The organism is Microbacterium sp. Root180 (genome assembly GCF_001428485.1).
Taxonomy (GTDB): domain Bacteria; phylum Actinomycetota; class Actinomycetes; order Actinomycetales; family Microbacteriaceae; genus Microbacterium.
Genome location: NZ_LMHS01000003.1, coordinates 1,452,513 through 1,468,399, shown reverse-complemented (window position 1 = coordinate 1,468,399; position 15,887 = coordinate 1,452,513). Strand labels below are relative to the sequence as shown.

At 71.0% G+C, this 15,887-nt stretch carries 11 protein-coding genes and 1 pseudogene; 10 read left to right on the top strand and 2 right to left on the bottom strand.

Annotated elements, in window-relative coordinates; all coding sequences use genetic code 11:
• Positions 1-278: 278 nt before the first annotated feature.
• From ASD93_RS16330 to ASD93_RS14290, 3 genes and pseudogenes are all read left to right on the top strand, one after another.
• Positions 279-2,721, top strand: a pseudogene (locus tag ASD93_RS16330) (PKD domain-containing protein); the annotation flags it as partial.
• 1 nt (position 2,722) lies between these two features.
• Positions 2,723-3,455, top strand: a 733-nt coding sequence (locus ASD93_RS16325; RefSeq protein WP_414843707.1) for a PKD domain-containing protein, incomplete at its 5' end; no start/stop codon positions are given.
• Between the two features lie 161 nt (positions 3,456-3,616).
• On the top strand, positions 3,617-4,078 hold the full coding sequence (locus ASD93_RS14290; protein WP_056123941.1) for an adenylyltransferase/cytidyltransferase family protein: 462 nt from the start codon (positions 3,617-3,619) through the stop codon (positions 4,076-4,078).
• A 194-nt stretch (positions 4,079-4,272) separates the two neighbouring features.
• On the opposite strand, the gene ASD93_RS14285 is transcribed toward ASD93_RS14290, so the two are convergent.
• On the bottom strand, positions 4,273-5,418 hold the full coding sequence (locus tag ASD93_RS14285) for a glycosyltransferase (protein ID WP_082569350.1): 1,146 nt from the start codon (positions 5,416-5,418) through the stop codon (positions 4,273-4,275).
• A gap of 102 nt (positions 5,419-5,520) precedes the next feature.
• On the opposite strand from ASD93_RS14285, the gene ASD93_RS14280 reads away from it, so the two are divergent.
• The 7 genes from ASD93_RS14280 to ASD93_RS14250 all read left to right on the top strand — a co-directional run bounded on the left by ASD93_RS14280 (position 5,521) and on the right by ASD93_RS14250 (position 14,025).
• Positions 5,521-5,778 carry a glutaredoxin family protein gene (locus tag ASD93_RS14280; RefSeq protein WP_056123935.1) on the top strand — a complete coding sequence of 86 codons (258 nt, stop codon included), beginning with the start codon at positions 5,521-5,523 and terminating at the stop codon, positions 5,776-5,778.
• Positions 5,779-5,833: 55 nt separating this feature from the next.
• Entirely contained in the window at positions 5,834-6,694 is an 861-nt protein-coding gene (gene kynA / locus ASD93_RS14275) for a tryptophan 2,3-dioxygenase (protein ID WP_056123932.1), read from the top strand.
• Positions 6,695-6,782: 88 nt separating this feature from the next.
• Entirely contained in the window at positions 6,783-7,706 is a 924-nt protein-coding gene (locus ASD93_RS14270; protein ID WP_235566963.1) for a hypothetical protein, read from the top strand.
• Positions 7,693-8,955, top strand: coding sequence for a kynureninase (locus ASD93_RS14265; protein ID WP_056123929.1), 1,263 nt, complete (start codon positions 7,693-7,695; stop codon positions 8,953-8,955). The genes ASD93_RS14270 and ASD93_RS14265 overlap by 14 nt, the downstream gene beginning before the upstream one ends.
• A gap of 119 nt (positions 8,956-9,074) precedes the next feature.
• The gene (locus tag ASD93_RS14260) at positions 9,075-10,553 is read left to right on the top strand and encodes an MFS transporter (RefSeq protein ID WP_056123926.1); all 1,479 of its coding nucleotides are present in this window, start codon (positions 9,075-9,077) and stop codon (positions 10,551-10,553) included.
• Between the two features lie 56 nt (positions 10,554-10,609).
• A complete protein-coding gene (locus ASD93_RS14255; protein ID WP_082569349.1) occupies positions 10,610-12,397 on the top strand; it encodes an aldehyde dehydrogenase family protein in 1,788 nt (595 codons plus the stop codon).
• The gene (locus ASD93_RS14250) at positions 12,394-14,025 is read left to right on the top strand and encodes a GMC family oxidoreductase (RefSeq protein ID WP_056123923.1); all 1,632 of its coding nucleotides are present in this window, start codon (positions 12,394-12,396) and stop codon (positions 14,023-14,025) included. Before ASD93_RS14255 ends, ASD93_RS14250 begins: the two co-directional genes overlap by 4 nt.
• 60 nt (positions 14,026-14,085) lie before the next feature.
• Here the strand turns inward: ASD93_RS14250 and ASD93_RS14245 are convergent, their stop codons facing one another.
• Positions 14,086-15,825, bottom strand: a complete 1,740-nt coding sequence (locus ASD93_RS14245; RefSeq protein ID WP_162253401.1) for a DUF5979 domain-containing protein — start codon at positions 15,823-15,825, stop codon at positions 14,086-14,088.
• Between the last annotated feature and the right edge of the window lie 62 nt (positions 15,826-15,887).

Genomic DNA, 15,887 nt, shown 5'->3' with positions numbered 1-15,887 from the left:
TTCGAGTTTGCGAAGGGACGATCGAGTATGCACAGGCCACCTGGGGAGTGTTGTACACGCGGGGCTTAGGTGCTGCCTGGGGGGCAGACCTCACGTGTGGTCGGGTCCGGAAAGCGTAACTGAATCGTGACTATGAATCCAATATCTAAGAGCAATCTCATTGTCAAGTCACGTCACGGCGCGTCGCGCGAGACCCGCGGAGGGAGGCCCTTGGCGGCCTGTTCCGCCGGTGCTACGTTGAGCCCATCGGCATCCGATCACCCTGGGGAGGTAGGTCGATGCGACCACATCAGAACTGGCGTGCCCGTGCGGCAGGAGTCTTGGGGACTCTCGCTCTGTGCGTGGCGCTCGTCGCCGTGCCCGCGACGGCACAGGCGAGCGGAGCGCCGCCGGCCCAGCCGGTTCTCGTCGCACCCGTCGACGGCGGCACGACCGCCCCCGGGTCTCCACTCAGCGTGCGCGCCAACGATCCCGACGATGCATCGCTGCAGGTGACGTTCCACGCGGCGGCGCGCGGCACGGTCGAGCCCGGTGCCGGCGGGTCGCCCTTCACGTTCCTCGTCATCCCGGACACCCAGAACTACGTGCTCACCGCCGCGAACACCCCGCTGCTGCAGTCGCAGCTGCAGTGGATCGTCGACAACCGGTCCCCGCTCAACCTCGCCTTCGCCGCGGGGCTCGGTGACATCGTGGACAACCGGATCTCCGATGCCCAGTGGGGGCGTGCGACCACGAGCATGGCGATCCTCGACAACGCCGGCATCCCGCATTCCGTGATCCCCGGCAACCACGACTACGACCTGGCCACCGGCGACTTCTCGAAGTACGACCAGTACTTCCCCGTGAGCCGCTATCGCGACGCCGCGTGGAACTCGGCCAACGCCTCGTACGGCGGCTACTACGGGCAGAACCAGTTCGGGCCGGATGCTGCCGACCGCCAGAACATGAACAACTACGCGCTGTTCCAGGCGGGCGGCATGAAGTTCCTGACGGTGAACCTCGAGCTCAATCCGCCCGACGACGTGCTCGCCTGGGCGCAGCGCGTGCTCGACGCCCACCCTGACCGACGCGCCATCGTGAGCACGCACAGCTACCTCACCGTGACCGGGAACCTCAGCAGTCAACAGCTGCGGACGGATGTCGCCGGCAACAGCGGCGCGCAGATCTGGCAGAAGCTCGTCCGGTCCAACTGCAACATCTTCCTGGTCGTCAACGGCCACTTCACCGACGGACTCGACGGCGAGGCGAACCGCTCCGACCTGAACGACTGCGGCGACCCCGTCCAGGCGGCGCTCAGCGACTTCCAGGGCCGGCCCAACGGCGGCGACGGGTGGCTGCGCTGGTACACGTTCACTCCCTCCGCGGGCACGGTCACGGCGACCACCTACTCGCCGACGCTGAATCAGTACGAGACCGACGCGGACAGCGCGTTCACCTGGAACTACGACATGACGCCGCCGGCAGACCTGCCGGTCGTGGGACAGCAGACCGTGTCCGCCGGCGCCGTCGCGTCGGTCCCGGTACCCGATGTCCCGGTGGGAACCGTGCTGGACTGGTACGCCACCGTCAGTGACGGCACGAGCGTCACGCGGGGTCCGACGTGGTCCACCACCGTCCAGCCGCCCGCGGCGACGCCGCTCGCCGCCGACACCTTCACCCGCTCGGTCGCAGCGGGGTGGGGAACAGCCGAGACCGGCGGCGCCTGGACGGTCAACTCGACCACGAAGCTGTCGGCGACCGGAGGAGTGGGCCGCATCTCGTCGAACGCCGGTTCGACGCTCACGGCCACGCTGCCGACGATGGACACGGCCTCGGTCGACGCGCGGGCGACGGTCACCCTCGACCGGGTGCCCGATCGATCCCTGACCTTCACGACGGCGGCGCGCCAGGTCGGCTCCGCCGCGTACGCGGCGCGCGTGGTCACCAATCCGAACGGCACGTTCACGCTCCACGTCATGCGCGACGGCACCGCGCTCGCCGGCGGAACCGTCGTGGGCTCGACGCTGACGCCGGGCGCGAAGATCCGCATCCGGGTGCAGGCGGAAGGCACGAGCCCCACCACCATCCGGGCTCGAGCCTGGCTCGACAGCGCGCAGGAGCCGACGTCGTGGACGGCCACGGCCACGGACTCGACAGCGGCACTCCAGCAGCCCGGTGGTCTCCGTCTCACGAGCTACCTGAGCTCCTCCGCGACCAACGGCCCGGTCATCGTCTCGGTCGACGACGTCTCGGTGAACCGAATGGGTGTCGCGCCGCCGCAGAACGTCCCGCCGACGGCGGACTTCACGTGGCAGGCCGACGGACTCAGCGTCACGGCGAACTCGGCCGGCTCGACCGACACCGACGGCACCATCACCGCGCGCACCCCGCCGACGGCGGACTTCACGTGGCAGGCCGACGGACTCAGCGTCACGGCGAACTCGGCCGGCTCGACCGACACCGACGGCACCATCACCGCGCGCACCTGGTCCTTCGCCGGCACCGCCGCGACCGGCACCACCGCGACGCACACCTTCGCGGCATCCGGAACCTACCCCGTCACCCTCACCGTCACCGACGACGACGGCGCCACCGGCACCGTCACCAAGAACGTCACCGTCACCGCTCCGCCGCAGCCGAACACCCCGCCGACGGCGGACTTCACGTGGCAGGCCGACGGACTCAGCGTCACGGCGAACTCGGCCGGCTCGACCGACACCGACGGCACCATCACCGCGCGCANGCACACCTTCGCGGCATCCGGAACCTACCCCGTCACCCTCACCGTCACCGACGACGACGGCGCCACCGGCACCGTCACCAAGAACGTCACCGTCACCGCGCCGCCCACGGGCGGCCCGCTCGCGCGTGACCAGTTCGGTCGCACCGTCGCCGCCGGATGGGGCGTCGCCGATACCGGCGGCGCGTGGACCGTCAACTCCACGGCGAAGCTGTCGGTCACCGGCGGCATCGGACGCGTGTCGGCGAACGCCGGCTCGACGCTCACGGCGACGCTCGGGGGCGTGAGCTCGTCGAGACTCGACACCACGCTCTCCCTGTCGCTGGATCGCGTTCCCAACCAGTACCTCGACATCGCGGTGCTCCCGCGTGTGGTCGGCACATCGTTCTACGGCACCCGGATCCGAGTGAATCCCAACGGCAGCGTTGTGCTCCAGAACGTGCGTGGCTCCACCGCCCTCGCCGGCAGCTCGAACGCGGGCGGCCTGATCGTCGGCGCGGGCGCGAAGGTCCAGGTCCGCGTCCAGGTGGAGGGGACCTCGCCCACGACGATCCGCGCCCGGGTCTGGCTCGACGGCAGCCCGGAGCCCTCGACCTGGCAGGTCACGAGCACGGACTCGACCGCGGGACTGCAGGCGACCGGGTCCCCGCGGCTCTCCGCCTACCTGAGCTCGTCCGCGACCAACGGCCCGGTCATCGTCTCCTTCGACGACCTGACGGCCACCGCGATTCCGTGAGCGCGCCCGCGTGAGCGGAGCCGTCGGGATCATGCTGGCGGGATCATGCTGGCGGGAGGGCACCCGCACCCGCTAAGCTGGGGACAGCCGCGGTGGGGACCGTGGCCATCTGGGGAAATACGGCGATGGGGATCGCCGAACTGAGTTCTGGGGGCTCACATATGGCGCAGCGTATTGGTTATGCAGCCGGTGCTTTCGACCTTTTTCACGTCGGGCACCTGAACATCCTTCGACATGCGAAGGAGCAGTGCGACGTGCTCATCGCCGGCGTCGTCAGCGATGAGATGTTGCGTGCGGTGAAGGGCATCGACCCGGTCATCCCGACGCTCGAGCGCGCGGAGATCGTGCGGCACGTCCGCTTCGTCGACCGCGTGCACGTCGAGACCGTGCCCGACAAGATCGACGTCTGGCGAGAGGTCGGCTTCACGCACTTCTTCAAGGGCGACGACTGGCGCGGCACCGAGAAGGGCGACCGTCTCGAGCGCGAGTTCGCAGCGGTGGGCGTGGAGGTCGTGTACTTCCCGTACACCGTTCACACCTCGAGCACGGCCCTGCGGCGCGCGCTCGAGTCTCTGTCCGGGCCCGAACGTGGGGAGTTCGCGACGGTGGCCGGACACCGATAGTCCGCTTCCCGCGGAAAGCCCGTGGCGCGAGTCTCTCCGAGATTGCGTTCACGCCCGGGCGGCTTCACCCCGATGCCAGCACGTCGACCCCGAGTGCGTGCGGCAGATACCCCCATCCGGGGTGGGGCCGTCCCTCGGCGCGCGACGCGCGCCGGGCCGTGTCGTGCGGATGCCTCACCGAGGCATCCGCACGGCTACAGCTCGCCCGGCGACATCGCCTGCGCGTCGAGCTCTTCGACGAACCGGCGCGCGCGTGTGGGTTCGACGCCCCCTCGACGCGGGGCATAGACCACCAGCGAGTGGAAGACGAACCGCACGAAGAAGGCGACGATGAGCGTGAGGCCGGTCGCGACGACCGCGGAGATGTGCCAGGTCTCGACGAGGAGCGCCATGATCGGGATGCGGATGAGCGCCTCGGCGTTGTTGAAGCCGAATGACTTGCCGAACCGCACCCAGACGCTCGACGCCGCTTCCCGCATGTCGTGGAACACGAAGCGCTCCAGCAGCAGGAAGTTGCCGATGATGGTGACCTCGGCGGCGATGATCGCGGCGACGATGTAGTCGACCCCCGCCACCGTCAGCGCCCAGACGATCGCGAGGTTGACCACCGCGCCGAGTCCGCCGATGAGCGCGAAGAGCGACATCTTGCCGAAGCGCAGGGCGGTGAGCTGGGCGACGAAGTGCAGCCCCTGGTGCACGGAGGCCTTCGACTCGCCGGCGTGCCGCCCCGCGAAGTCGAACGGCACCTCGGCGACGCGGAGGTTCTTGCGCGCGAGGATCTCGAGCAGGATCTTGAAGCCCCGCGGGCGCAGCGTCGCGGCATCGATCGCCCGACGGTCGACGAGGAAGAAGCCCGTCATGGGGTCGGTGACATCGCGCAGCCGGATCGGGAACATCGATCGCGTGAGCGCCGTGGCCGCCTTCGAGACGAGGATGCGGCTGCGATCGGCCAGGCCCGTGGCCGTGCCGCCGCCGATGTAGCGCGACGCGATCACCACGTCGGCATCGCCGCGCTGGAACCGCTCGAACAGAAGCGGGATGTCCTCGGGCGGATGCTGCAGATCGCCGTCGATCACGAGGCAGGTGTCGGATTCCGCGAGCGCGAACCCCTCGACGACGGCGCTGCCGAGCCCGCCGGCACGCGAGGATCGGTGCACGAGACGCACGGGAAGGGACGCGGATGCCGCCACCTCGCGGATCACGTCGGGCGTCTCGTCCGTGCTGTCGTCCACGAAGACGACCTCCGCGTCGATGCCCACGACCGCCGCCGAGACACGGCGGATGAGCTCCGCGACATTGGGAGCCTCGTTGTAGGTGGGGACGATGATCGAAAGCTGCACTGCCCCCCATCGTCGCATGGCTCGCCCTGAGTGAGAATTCCTCGCCGTCGCCGGGCCCCGGCGCCCGGCGCCCACCCAGGTTCCATCCGGGAGAATGGAGGCATGAGCTCCCCCTCGACTCTCACGATGTTCGGCGCCGACTGGTGCCGCGACTGCGTCCGCACCAAGCGTCAGCTCGACTCGCTCGGCATCCACTACACGTACGTGGACCTGGTCGCCGACCCGGCAGCCGCCGACGTCGCACGTGAGATCTCAGGTCGCACGAGCATCCCCGTGGTCGTCTACCCGGATGCCTCGCACCACGTCGAGCCGTCGAACGACGACGTCGAGGCCAAGCTCCGCGAGCTGTCGCTCATCTGACCCGAAGCGTCGCCGGGCCTGACGAAGCGGCATCCGCTCTCGTTAGGCTGACGGCGTGAGCGAAGGCGTCGAAGGCAACACCCGCACGATCGAGGGCTCGGTCGTCACCGACTTCGCCGACCGCATGAGCTACGGGGGCTACCTCGAGCTCTCCACCCTGCTGGCGGCGCAGCATCCGCTCAGCGATCCCGAGCACCACGACGAGCTGCTGTTCATCATCCAGCACCAGACCACGGAGCTGTGGCTGAAGCTGGTGCTCCACGAACTGGGCGCCGCGTGCTCCCTGCTGCGCGCCGATCAGCTCGCGCCGGCGCTCAAGTGCATCGCGCGTGTGAAGCACATCCAGAAGACGCTGACCGAGCAGTGGTCGGTGCTCGCCACCCTCACCCCTGCCGAGTACGCGCAGTTCCGCGGCGTGCTGGGCAACGCCAGCGGCTTCCAGTCCGCGCAGTACCGTGCCGTCGAGTTCACGCTCGGCAACAAGAACGCCGCGATGCTGCGGGTGTTCGAGTCCGACCCGGGCGCCCACGCACTCGTGAAGCGGGCGCTGGAGGCCCCGAGCCTCTACGACGAGTTCCTCGGGATGCTGGCACGCTCGGGCTACCCGATCCCCGCCGAGGTGCTCGAGCGGGACGTCACGACGGCGTGGACCTTCACGCCTGAGCTCGTGCCGCTGTTCGCCGAGATCTATGCCGACCCCCAGGCGCACTGGGCCGCGTACGAGACCTGCGAGGAGCTCGTCGATCTGGAGGACAACTTCCAGCTGTGGCGCTTCCGGCACCTGAAGACCGTCGAGCGCATCATCGGGTTCAAGACCGGGACCGGCGGCTCCAGCGGCGTGCCGTTCCTGCAGCGCGCGCTCCAGCTCACCTTCTTCCCGGAGTTGTTCGCGGTGCGCACCGAGATCGGGCGCTGACGTGCCCGCCGACCCCCGGTTGTCGAGTAGCGCCGCCAGGCGCGTATCGAGACACGCGCTGCGGGGGCTCCTCGGCTCCGCGGCGCGGGTGTGCCGCCGCGCGCTCACCGGCGAGACCGGGGTGTCGCTGCCGCCGTTCGTCGACCATCACGTGCACCTGCATCTCATCGACGAGCACACGCTCGCCGAGGGCGGGATCGCCGGCGTCGTCGACCTCGGAGGCGATCCGGTCGAGCTGGCGCGCCGGGGTGACGGCCTCCCGCACGTCGCGTACGCCGGGGCGTTCCTCACGCCCGTCGGCGGATACCCGTCCGGGCGCGGCTGGGCGCCGGATGCCATCGTGCGCACCGTCACGGACGTCTCTCTGCATCCGGGGATCCCCGGCGGCGCCGGCACGGCCGTCGATGAGCAGGCCTCGTTCGGAGCGTCCGTGATCAAGGTGGCGCTCAACGCGTCGGCCGGACCGGTCTTCGACGCGAGGACCCTCGATGCGATCGTGGCTGCCGCGCGCATCCACGATCTGCCGGTCGTCGCCCACGTCGAGGGAGCCGGGATGACCGCGCTCGCACTCGACGCCGGCGTCGACGTCCTCGCGCACACGCCGTTCAGCGAAGCCCTCGACGCCGCGGTCGTCGCCCGGGCGGCGGCATCCGGTCAGCGATGGATCTCGACGCTCGACATCCACCACGCCGACCCCGTCGGCGCGCGCACCGCGTCAGCCAACCTGGCCGCCTTCGTCGCGGCCGGCGGGTCCGTGCTCTACGGCACCGACCTCGGCAACGGCGACCGCCCGATCGGCGTGCTCGCGGGCGAGCTGACTGCGCTCGACCACGCGGCCGTGCGGGGAGGCGCGCTCGTCGACGCGCTGTGCGACCCGTGGCCGGTGACCTCGATCACCGGGGTCTCCACGTTCATCCCCGGTCCGCCGCCCGCCTCGCTCGACGACGTCGCCGGGTGGCTGGTCGGCGCGACCGTCGTCCCCTCCGAGGAGTTCATCCATGACGACCACTGACCCGCACGCCGCCGTCGGGGCGCAGCTCGAGGGCGAGGCATCCGCTCTCGACGCCGCCGACCCGCTGCGGCACCACCGCGACGCGTTCGTCGGCGCCGACACGTCGCTCGTCTACTTCGACGGGAACTCGCTCGGACGCCCGCCGCGCACGAGCGTCGAGCGACTGTCGCGATTCGCGACCGAGGAGTGGGGCGGCCGCCTCATCCGAGGGTGGGACGAGTCGTGGATGCTGCTCCCCTTCGAGATCGGCGACACGATCGGCCGCGCCGTCATCGGCGCCGCCCCCGGTCAGACCGTCGTCGGCGACTCCACGACGGTGCTGCTCTACAAGCTCGTGCGGGCGGCCTTCGACGCGCAGCACGCCGCGGACCCCGCCCGGGTGGAGATCGTGGTGGACCGCGACAACTTCCCGACCGACCGCTACCTCGTCGACGGCATCGCGCGCGAGCGCGGCGGCCGGGTGCGCTGGATCGACGTCGACCTCTCGGCGGGCGTCACGGCCGAGTCCCTGCGGGCGGCGGTCGGCCCGTCCACCGCGGTCGTGCTGCTGAGCCATGTCGCGTACCGGTCGGGATATCTGGCCGATGCCGCGACGTTCACCGAGATCGCCCGCGACGCCGGGGCGCTCGTCGTGTGGGACCTGTGCCACTCGGCCGGCTCGGTGCCGGTGCGGGCCGACGAGTGGGGCTTCGACCTCGCGGTCGGCTGCACGTACAAGTACCTCAACGGCGGGCCGGGCTCCCCCGCGTTCGCCTACGTCGCCGCCCGGCATCAGGAGGCGCTCGCGCAGCCGATCCAGGGGTGGATGGGTACGGCCGAGGTGTTCGCGATGGGCCCGGAGTACCGGCCGGCCGAGGGGATGCGGCGGTTCCTGTCGGGCACACCGCCGATCGTCGGGATGCTCGCGATGCAGGACACCCTCGCGCTGATCGAGGACGCCGGGATCGACGCGATCCGGGCGAAGTCGGTCGCGCTCACCGATTTCGCCGTGCGGGTGGCGGACGTGCTGCTCGCCCCGCTCGGCGTCGAGCTGGCCTCACCCCGCGACGCCGCAGAGCGCGGCGGGCACGTGACCCTCTCGCACCCGGCGATGCGCGCTGTCACCGCGCGCCTGTGGCGCGACGACGTCATCCCGGACTACCGCGACCCGGGCGGTCTGCGCATCGGCCTCTCGCCGCTGTCGACGAGCTTCGCCGAGACGCTCGCCGGAATGCGCGCGGTCGAGGCGGCGGTGCGCGCCGAGGCCTGAGCCCGGAGCCAGGCCCAGGCCCTCCGTCCGTTCGTGCGGGAGAAAGCACGCTCAGGTCGGATGCGACTCACGCATTCGCCCGCACAAACGGACCCCTCCGCCGGCCCTACACTGGCGCGATGAGCAATGAGGCTCCCGGCTCGCCCGAGGCCGCAGCATCCCTCGCCCCTGCCCGACTCTCCCGCGGCACGATCGCCCGCTATGCCACCGGATCCCTCGGCACGGGCGGATTCGCCACGCTCCCGGGCCTGGTGCTGACCTACTACCTGACCGACTCGCTGGGCGTCGCGGCGCTCGCGGCCGGTCTCGTGATCATCCTCGCCAAGGTGTGGGACATCGTGATCGACCCCGTGATCGGCGCACTCACCGACCGCGACCTCGCACGCCACGGCACGCGCCGCCGCCTCATGCTCGTCGGAGCGTGCAGCATCCCGGTGCTGTTCGCCCTCACCTTCGCGGTGCCGCCGGCGATCGGGCCCCTCGCGGCGGCGATCTGGGTGTTCCTCGCGTTCACGCTCACCGCGACGGCGTTCAGCCTCTTCCAGGTGCCCTACATCGCGCTCCCCGCCGAGCTCACCCGGGACTACGACGAGCGCACGCGCCTGCTGACCTGGCGGGTCGTGGTGCTGACGCTGTCGATCCTGCTCTTCGGCGCCGGGGGCCCGGCGCTGCGGCGCACGAGCGAGGACCCGGTCACCGGCTACCTCGTCATGGGTGTGGTCGCGGGTGTCGTGATCGGACTCGGGATGCTGGTCGCGACCACGGTCGCCCGGCGCGCCCGCTCGGCCGTCTCCGGCGGAGGAGATGCGACGAGACGAGGATCGGACGCCTCGGATTCATCCTCCCCCGGTGACATCCCCTCCTCTCGCGACGCCGGCCCGGACGCCGGTCCGGCGCCGTCGATGCGGGAGCACTTCAGCGAAGGCATCCGCTCCCTCCGTCGCAGCGCTCCCTTCCGGGCTCTGCTGTCGACGTTCGTGCTCCAGGCGCTGGCGACCGGACTCATGCTCGCCGGCGCGCAGTACGTCGCGACGTGGGTGCTGCACTCCGAGGCCGCCGTCGAGCTGCTGTTCGTCGCGCTGATCGCCCCCGCCCTGTTCGCGGCGCCCGCGTGGGGCGTCGTCGCGCGCCGCATCGGCAAGGAACGCGCCTTCGCGATCGCGAGCGTCGTGTTCGGCATCGCGGCGCTGTCGATCCTCGGCGTGCTGTGGGCACCGGGCGAGTGGATCTACGCGCCGGTCGCCGTGGCGGGCATCGCCTACGCCGGCATGCAGTCCCTGCCGATGGCGATGCTGCCCGACGTCATCTCGCACGACGAGCGGACGCACGGCGCCGGGCGCGCGGGAGCGTTCAGCGGCGTGTGGACCGCGGGGGAGACCGTCGGGTTCGCCCTCGGCGCGACGGCGCTGTCCCTCATCCTCGCGGTGACCGGGTACGTCTCGTCGACGGCCGGTGAGACGGTGGCGCAGCCGGATGCCGCGGTCACCGGCATCGTCGTGAGCTTCAGCCTCGCACCCGCCGTGCTCATCGCGATCAGCCTGCTCACCCTGCGCCGGTATCCCCTGCGACGCGGCGACATCCAGTCGCAGCAGGCATGAGATCGCGTTCCAGCGAGCCGACGTAGACTGAGATCCCCGCCCGAAGGAGAGCGCTCGTGCCCCAGGCCGCCGCTGCGAAGTCATCCGCCCGCAGGTCCGCTCTGCCCGATGAGGAGTCGACGACGCTCGACACCGCGATCGCCGAGCTCCAGACCGGCTCCCGCACCTGGTCCCACCTCACCCTCGACCAGCGGGCCCGCCTGATCGGCCGTGTGCGCGCGGCCGTCGCCGCGGTCGCCGAGGAGTGGGCCGGCGTCGCATCCGCGTCGAAGGGCATAGAGCCCGGGCATCCGCTCGCCGGCGAGGAGTGGCTCTCGGGGCCGTACGCGACACTCGTCGCTCTCGACGCGTACCGCGACTCGCTCGCGGCGCTGGCGCAGGGCGAGAGCACGCTGAAGAGTGTGAAGACGGATGCCGCTCCCGGCGGCCGCGTCCGCGCGCACGTGTTCCCGCTGTCCGCGATCGACGGCATGCTGCTGTCGGGCTACACCGGCGAGGTGTGGTTCGAGCCCGGCGTGACCGAGGCCGACGTGCGGCGCGATGCCGGACTCGCCCAGCTCACGCCGACCGAGTCGGGCGGCGTCGGCCTCGTGCTGGGCGCGGGGAACGTCACCTCGATCCCCGTGCTCGACGTGATGTACGAGCTCATCGCGCACAATCGGGTGGCGATCCTCAAGGTCAACCCCACGCAGGACGCCCTGGTGCCGGTCTTCGAACGGGCGCTCGCTCCGCTCATCGAACCCGGCTTCCTGCGCATCGTGCGGGGCGGTGGCGACGTGGGCGGCTATCTCGCCGAGCACCCCGGCATCGCCCACGTGCACATCACCGGCGCCGAGCCCACCTTCGACGCGATCGTGTGGGGCCCATCCTCGGGTCCGGCCGCGGCGGCGACCACCCGGCGCCGGCGCGAGGACCGCCCGAAGCTCAAGAAGCCGATCACGGCGGAGCTCGGCGGCGTCTCGCCGATCATCATCGTGCCGGGCCAGTGGAGCGCGGCCGACCTGGCGTTCCAGGCCGAGCACGTCGCGACGATGCGGCTCTACAACTCCGGGCACAACTGCATCGCCGGTCAGGTCGTGCTCCTCAGCGCCGACTGGCCGCAGCGCGAGGCGTTCCTCGCGGCACTGCGCACCGCTCTGGATGCCGCCCCCGCCCGGCCGGTCTGGTATCCCCGGAGCGACGAGAAGCTGGCGGCCGCGGCATCCGACTATCCCGACGCGACGTGGTGCGGCGACGGCACCCGCGCGCTCGTCGAGACCGTGCCCGGCGAGGCGGCCACGGCGATCGAGACCACCGAGTACTTCGCGCCGGTGCTCGGCGTGGTTTCGCTGCCCGGCAACGGACAGGAGTTCCTCGACCGCGCCGTCGCCCATGCCAATGACGAGCTCGTCGGCACCCTCGGCGCCAACGTGCTGATCGACCCCGTCACGCAGGCGGCACTCGGCGACGGCTTCGAGCGAGCGATGGCCGACCTGCACTACGGGACGGTGGCGATCAACTCCTGGACGGCGTTCGGCTTCCTCACGCCGACCCTGCCGTGGGGTGGGTTCCCCGGCGCCACCCTGCAGGACGTGCAGAGCGGCCTGGGCGTCGTGCACAACGCCCTGCTGCTCGACCACATCGAACGAGCCGTCACACGAGGACCCTTCCGCCCGTTCCCGCGCGCGCTCGAGCCGAAGGCGCTGAACCGCTCCCGCGGCCGGTCGTTCTCGGTGCTGCCGAAGCCGCCGTGGTTCGTGTCATCGCGCACGGGGGCTGCGGTGTCGGAGGGCTTCACGCGGTTCCGCATCGACGGGAACTTCGCCAAGCTCGCCGGAACGCTCGCGCAGGCGTTCCGGGCATGAGAGCGCGCCGGTCCCCCGAGCTGGTCGCGGACTACATCGTCGTCGGCGCCGGCTCCGCGGGCGCGGCGCTGGCCGCACGCCTCAGCGAGGACCCGTCGGTGTCGGTCCTGCTGCTCGAGGCCGGCGGACCCGACTCGGCGCTCGAGCTGCACGTGCCCGCCGCGTTCTCCAAGCTCTTCCGCGGACCCTACGACTGGGGCTACGACACCGTGCCGCAGGAGCGACTCGAGGGCCGCACGGTGTTCTGGCCGCGCGGCAAGACGCTCGGCGGGTCCTCGTCGCTCAACGCGATGATGTGGGTGCGGGGATTCGCCGCCGACTACGACGAATGGGCCGAGACCGCCGGTCCGACGTGGTCGTGGCAGGCCCTGCTGCCCCGCTTCCGGCGCGTCGAGCGCACCGAAGGCCCGGTCGACGACGACCACGGCGCCGGAGGACCCCAGGCCGTGGAGCATCAGCGCGATCCGCGACCGCACACGGCGGCTTTTCTCGATGCTGCGCGTGAGGCCGGGCATCCGATCACGCCCGCAAACCTCCCCGAGGGCCAGGGCTTCAGCCAGACGATGGTCTCGCAGCACCGCGGCGCGCGCGCCTCGACGGCGGATGCGTATCTGAAGCCGGCGCGGCGGCGACGCAGTCTGCGCGTCGTCACCCACGCCCTCGTGCGCCGGGTGACGTTCGCTCCCGGCGACGATCAGCCGCGGGCAACCGGGGTCTACGTCGAGATCGATGGCGTCACCCGCCACGCGACCGCCCGCCGAGAGGTGATCCTGTCGGGCGGAGCCATCAACACCCCGCAGCTGCTCATGCTCAGCGGCATCGGTCCTGCGGCTCATCTCGCCGAGCACGGCATCGACGTCGTCGTGGATTCGCCCGAGGTCGGAGCGAACCTGCAGGACCACCTGGTCGCGGGTCTCGCCCCCGCCGCTCGAGGAGGCACGCTCTACGGCGCCGAGCGCGTCGCACAGCTCGGGCGCTACCTCACGGCGCGCAAGGGCATGCTGACCTCGAACGTCGGCGAAGCCTGCGGATTCGTGCGCACCGAGGTCGCGGAGCGAGCGGGAGTGCCCGGCACCCTGCCGGACATCGAGATCATCTTCGCGCCGGTGCCGTACGTCGGTGAAGGCCTGGTGCCGACGCCCGGCGAGGGCATCACCGTCGGCGCGATCCTGCTGCGCCCGAAGAGCCGCGGCACGATCCGTCTCGCGTCGGCGGATCCGGCCGCGAAGGCCGTGATCGACCCCCGCTACCTCACCGATCCGGACGGCATCGACGAGGCGACGATGCTGGCCGGCCTCGCCGAGTGCGAGCGCCTCATCGCCACCGACGCGCTGCGCGCGGTGACGACCGCCGGCTGGATCCAGCCCGAGGGCGGCGAGAGGCTGTCGCCGACGGAGCGTGCCGAGCTGTCGCTGCGTCGCTACTCCCACACGCTCTACCACCCCGTGGGCACGGCCCGCATGGGAACGGATGCCGCGTCCCCGGTCGACCCCGAACTGCGGGTGCGCGGGGTGAGCGGACTGCGCGTCGCCGACGCCTCCATCATGCCCACGGTGATCCGCGGCCACACGAACGCCCCCGCGATCGTCATCGGCGAGGTCGCCGCGGACCTCATCCGCGGGGTCTGAGCCGCGATGGTGCGACCGGCCGCACCCGACCTGCCAGGGTCTCGGGTGCGGCCGGTCGGGTCAGTCCTCCCGGCGCACGCGTGACCGCTGCACCAGGATGCCGCCCGCGATGGCAGCCAGAACGGCCATGCCGGTGACGGGGAGCGCCGGGAAGGCGGACCCTGTGGTCGCGAGGACGCGCGGCGGCGTCGGCGGTGTCACGGGCGGTGGGGCGGTGATCGTGTTCGTGACGATGACCTCCACGAGCGTGTCGCGCGCGATGGTGACGGTGCGGGTGGACAGCTGCGGCGTGTCCCACGTGGCTCCGTCCACATCGTCGGGAGTGAGCTCGGCGAGCGTGAGGACCGCGCCCACCGGGAGGGGCTCGGACGGCACGACGGTCCCGTCGGCGGGCAGCGTCAGCGAGCCGCTTCCGGCGGGGAAGCCCGCCCCTGCCGGGTAGGTGTAGGTCAGTGTGAACGTGGCGTCCGCCGGGACCAGGTCGACTGCGTTGCCGGTCAGCGCCTTGGCTGCGGAGAAGACGCCCGTCGCCAGGGCCGCCTCGTTGGTGAGCGTCACCGCCGCGACGGCGCCGTAGGGCACCAGGAAGTCGTTCATCGAGAACACCGGGGTGGCCCAGTCGAAGGAGGCCGGCTGCGTCGGAGCGAACTCCTCGAGGTGGATGACGGAGCCGCCGAGGTAGGGCTCGCTGGTCCACGTGGACCCGTCCTGCACGGTGAACTGGCCGTTCGTGACCGTGCCGTCCGGCGCGGTCACGGTGAACGTCCCCTCGAAGACCAGCGAGGGAATCGGGTCGGACGGCCACAGGACGTCCTTCGTGATCGAGAATCGGCCCACCCGGTCGCCGCCGCCGTTGCCGCCGCCGCCGAAGCGCTCGACCTCGTCCGACACGGTGACCGTGCCCTGCCCCGTGATCGTGATCTCGGCGTCGTTCGTATAGATCTGCTCCGCGCCACCGTCGGTGATGCGCGTCGTGTACACGACACGGTAGAAGTACCCGGGCTCGCTCACGAAGGTGACCGTGGAGTTGTCGGCCGAGACCGAGTATTCGCCCGCCGGCTTGGGGTGCCAGCCGATCGGCCCGGTCTCGCCGTCGGGCTGCACGCCGATCTCATCGGTGTGCCGGACGAACGTACCGGGGAGGATCTCCTGACCCGGGCCGGGGAGATCGACCACTGTCACCGTCTCACCGCCGGCCATGCCGGTCGCGGGCGCCTTGACGCCGACCACCCAGGTGATGGTGTCGGTGTCCGGGTCGTACTCGCCGCGCTTGTTGTTGTTGGTGCCGTCGAACACGCAGTCCGGGCACGCGCCGGGCGTGACGACGACCGTCGTGGAGGCGTCGCCGAAGTCGTAGGTCACCTCTTGGTCCTCGGTGACCACCGTGGTCACCTCCGCCCAGAAGTTGAACGAGCCCGAGATGTTGAGCGGATGCTCGGCCAGATAGGCGCTGTCGAGGTCGCAGACGATCTCCGTCTCGGTCACCGTGCACTGGCCCATCTCCGTCACGCCGTCGGGTGCCAGCAGCGGGAACGCATCCGAAAGACCCTGGAGCCCCTCCGGAAGCGGGACGACGAATCCGGCCGGCGTCGCCGGGTTATCCGGCAGCTCCCACGTGCCCTCGAGTTCCGCGAGCTGCCCGGATTCCACCGAGGACTGCACGAACGAGATCGACGTGAGAGTCGCCTCCGTCGCGAACGGGGGCGCTGCCTGCGCTCCGATCGCTCCGGAGACGCCCAGCACGAATCCGACAAGGGTGGCCAGCACCGCCGTGACGCGGCGGCGTACGCGCGAAGTCATGAAGCCCCATCTCTGGGACGTCCAGAACATCCCACAGACTTATAGACGCCCCGTGACCAGGA

Excerpts from the sequence above, each read along its gene's own strand:
- ASD93_RS14290 (WP_056123941.1), top strand. The coding sequence starts at position 3,617 with ATGGCGCAGCGTATTGGTTATGCAGCCGGTGCTTTCGACCTTTTTCAC.
- ASD93_RS14280 (WP_056123935.1), top strand. The coding sequence starts at position 5,521 with ATGAGCTCCCCCTCGACTCTCACGATGTTCGGCGCCGACTGGTGCCGC.
- ASD93_RS14265 (WP_056123929.1), top strand. The coding sequence starts at position 7,693 with ATGACGACCACTGACCCGCACGCCGCCGTCGGGGCGCAGCTCGAGGGC.
- ASD93_RS14260 (WP_056123926.1), top strand. The coding sequence starts at position 9,075 with ATGAGCAATGAGGCTCCCGGCTCGCCCGAGGCCGCAGCATCCCTCGCC.
- ASD93_RS14250 (WP_056123923.1), top strand. The coding sequence starts at position 12,394 with ATGAGAGCGCGCCGGTCCCCCGAGCTGGTCGCGGACTACATCGTCGTC.
- ASD93_RS14245 (WP_162253401.1), bottom strand. The coding sequence starts at position 15,825 with ATGACTTCGCGCGTACGCCGCCGCGTCACGGCGGTGCTGGCCACCCTT.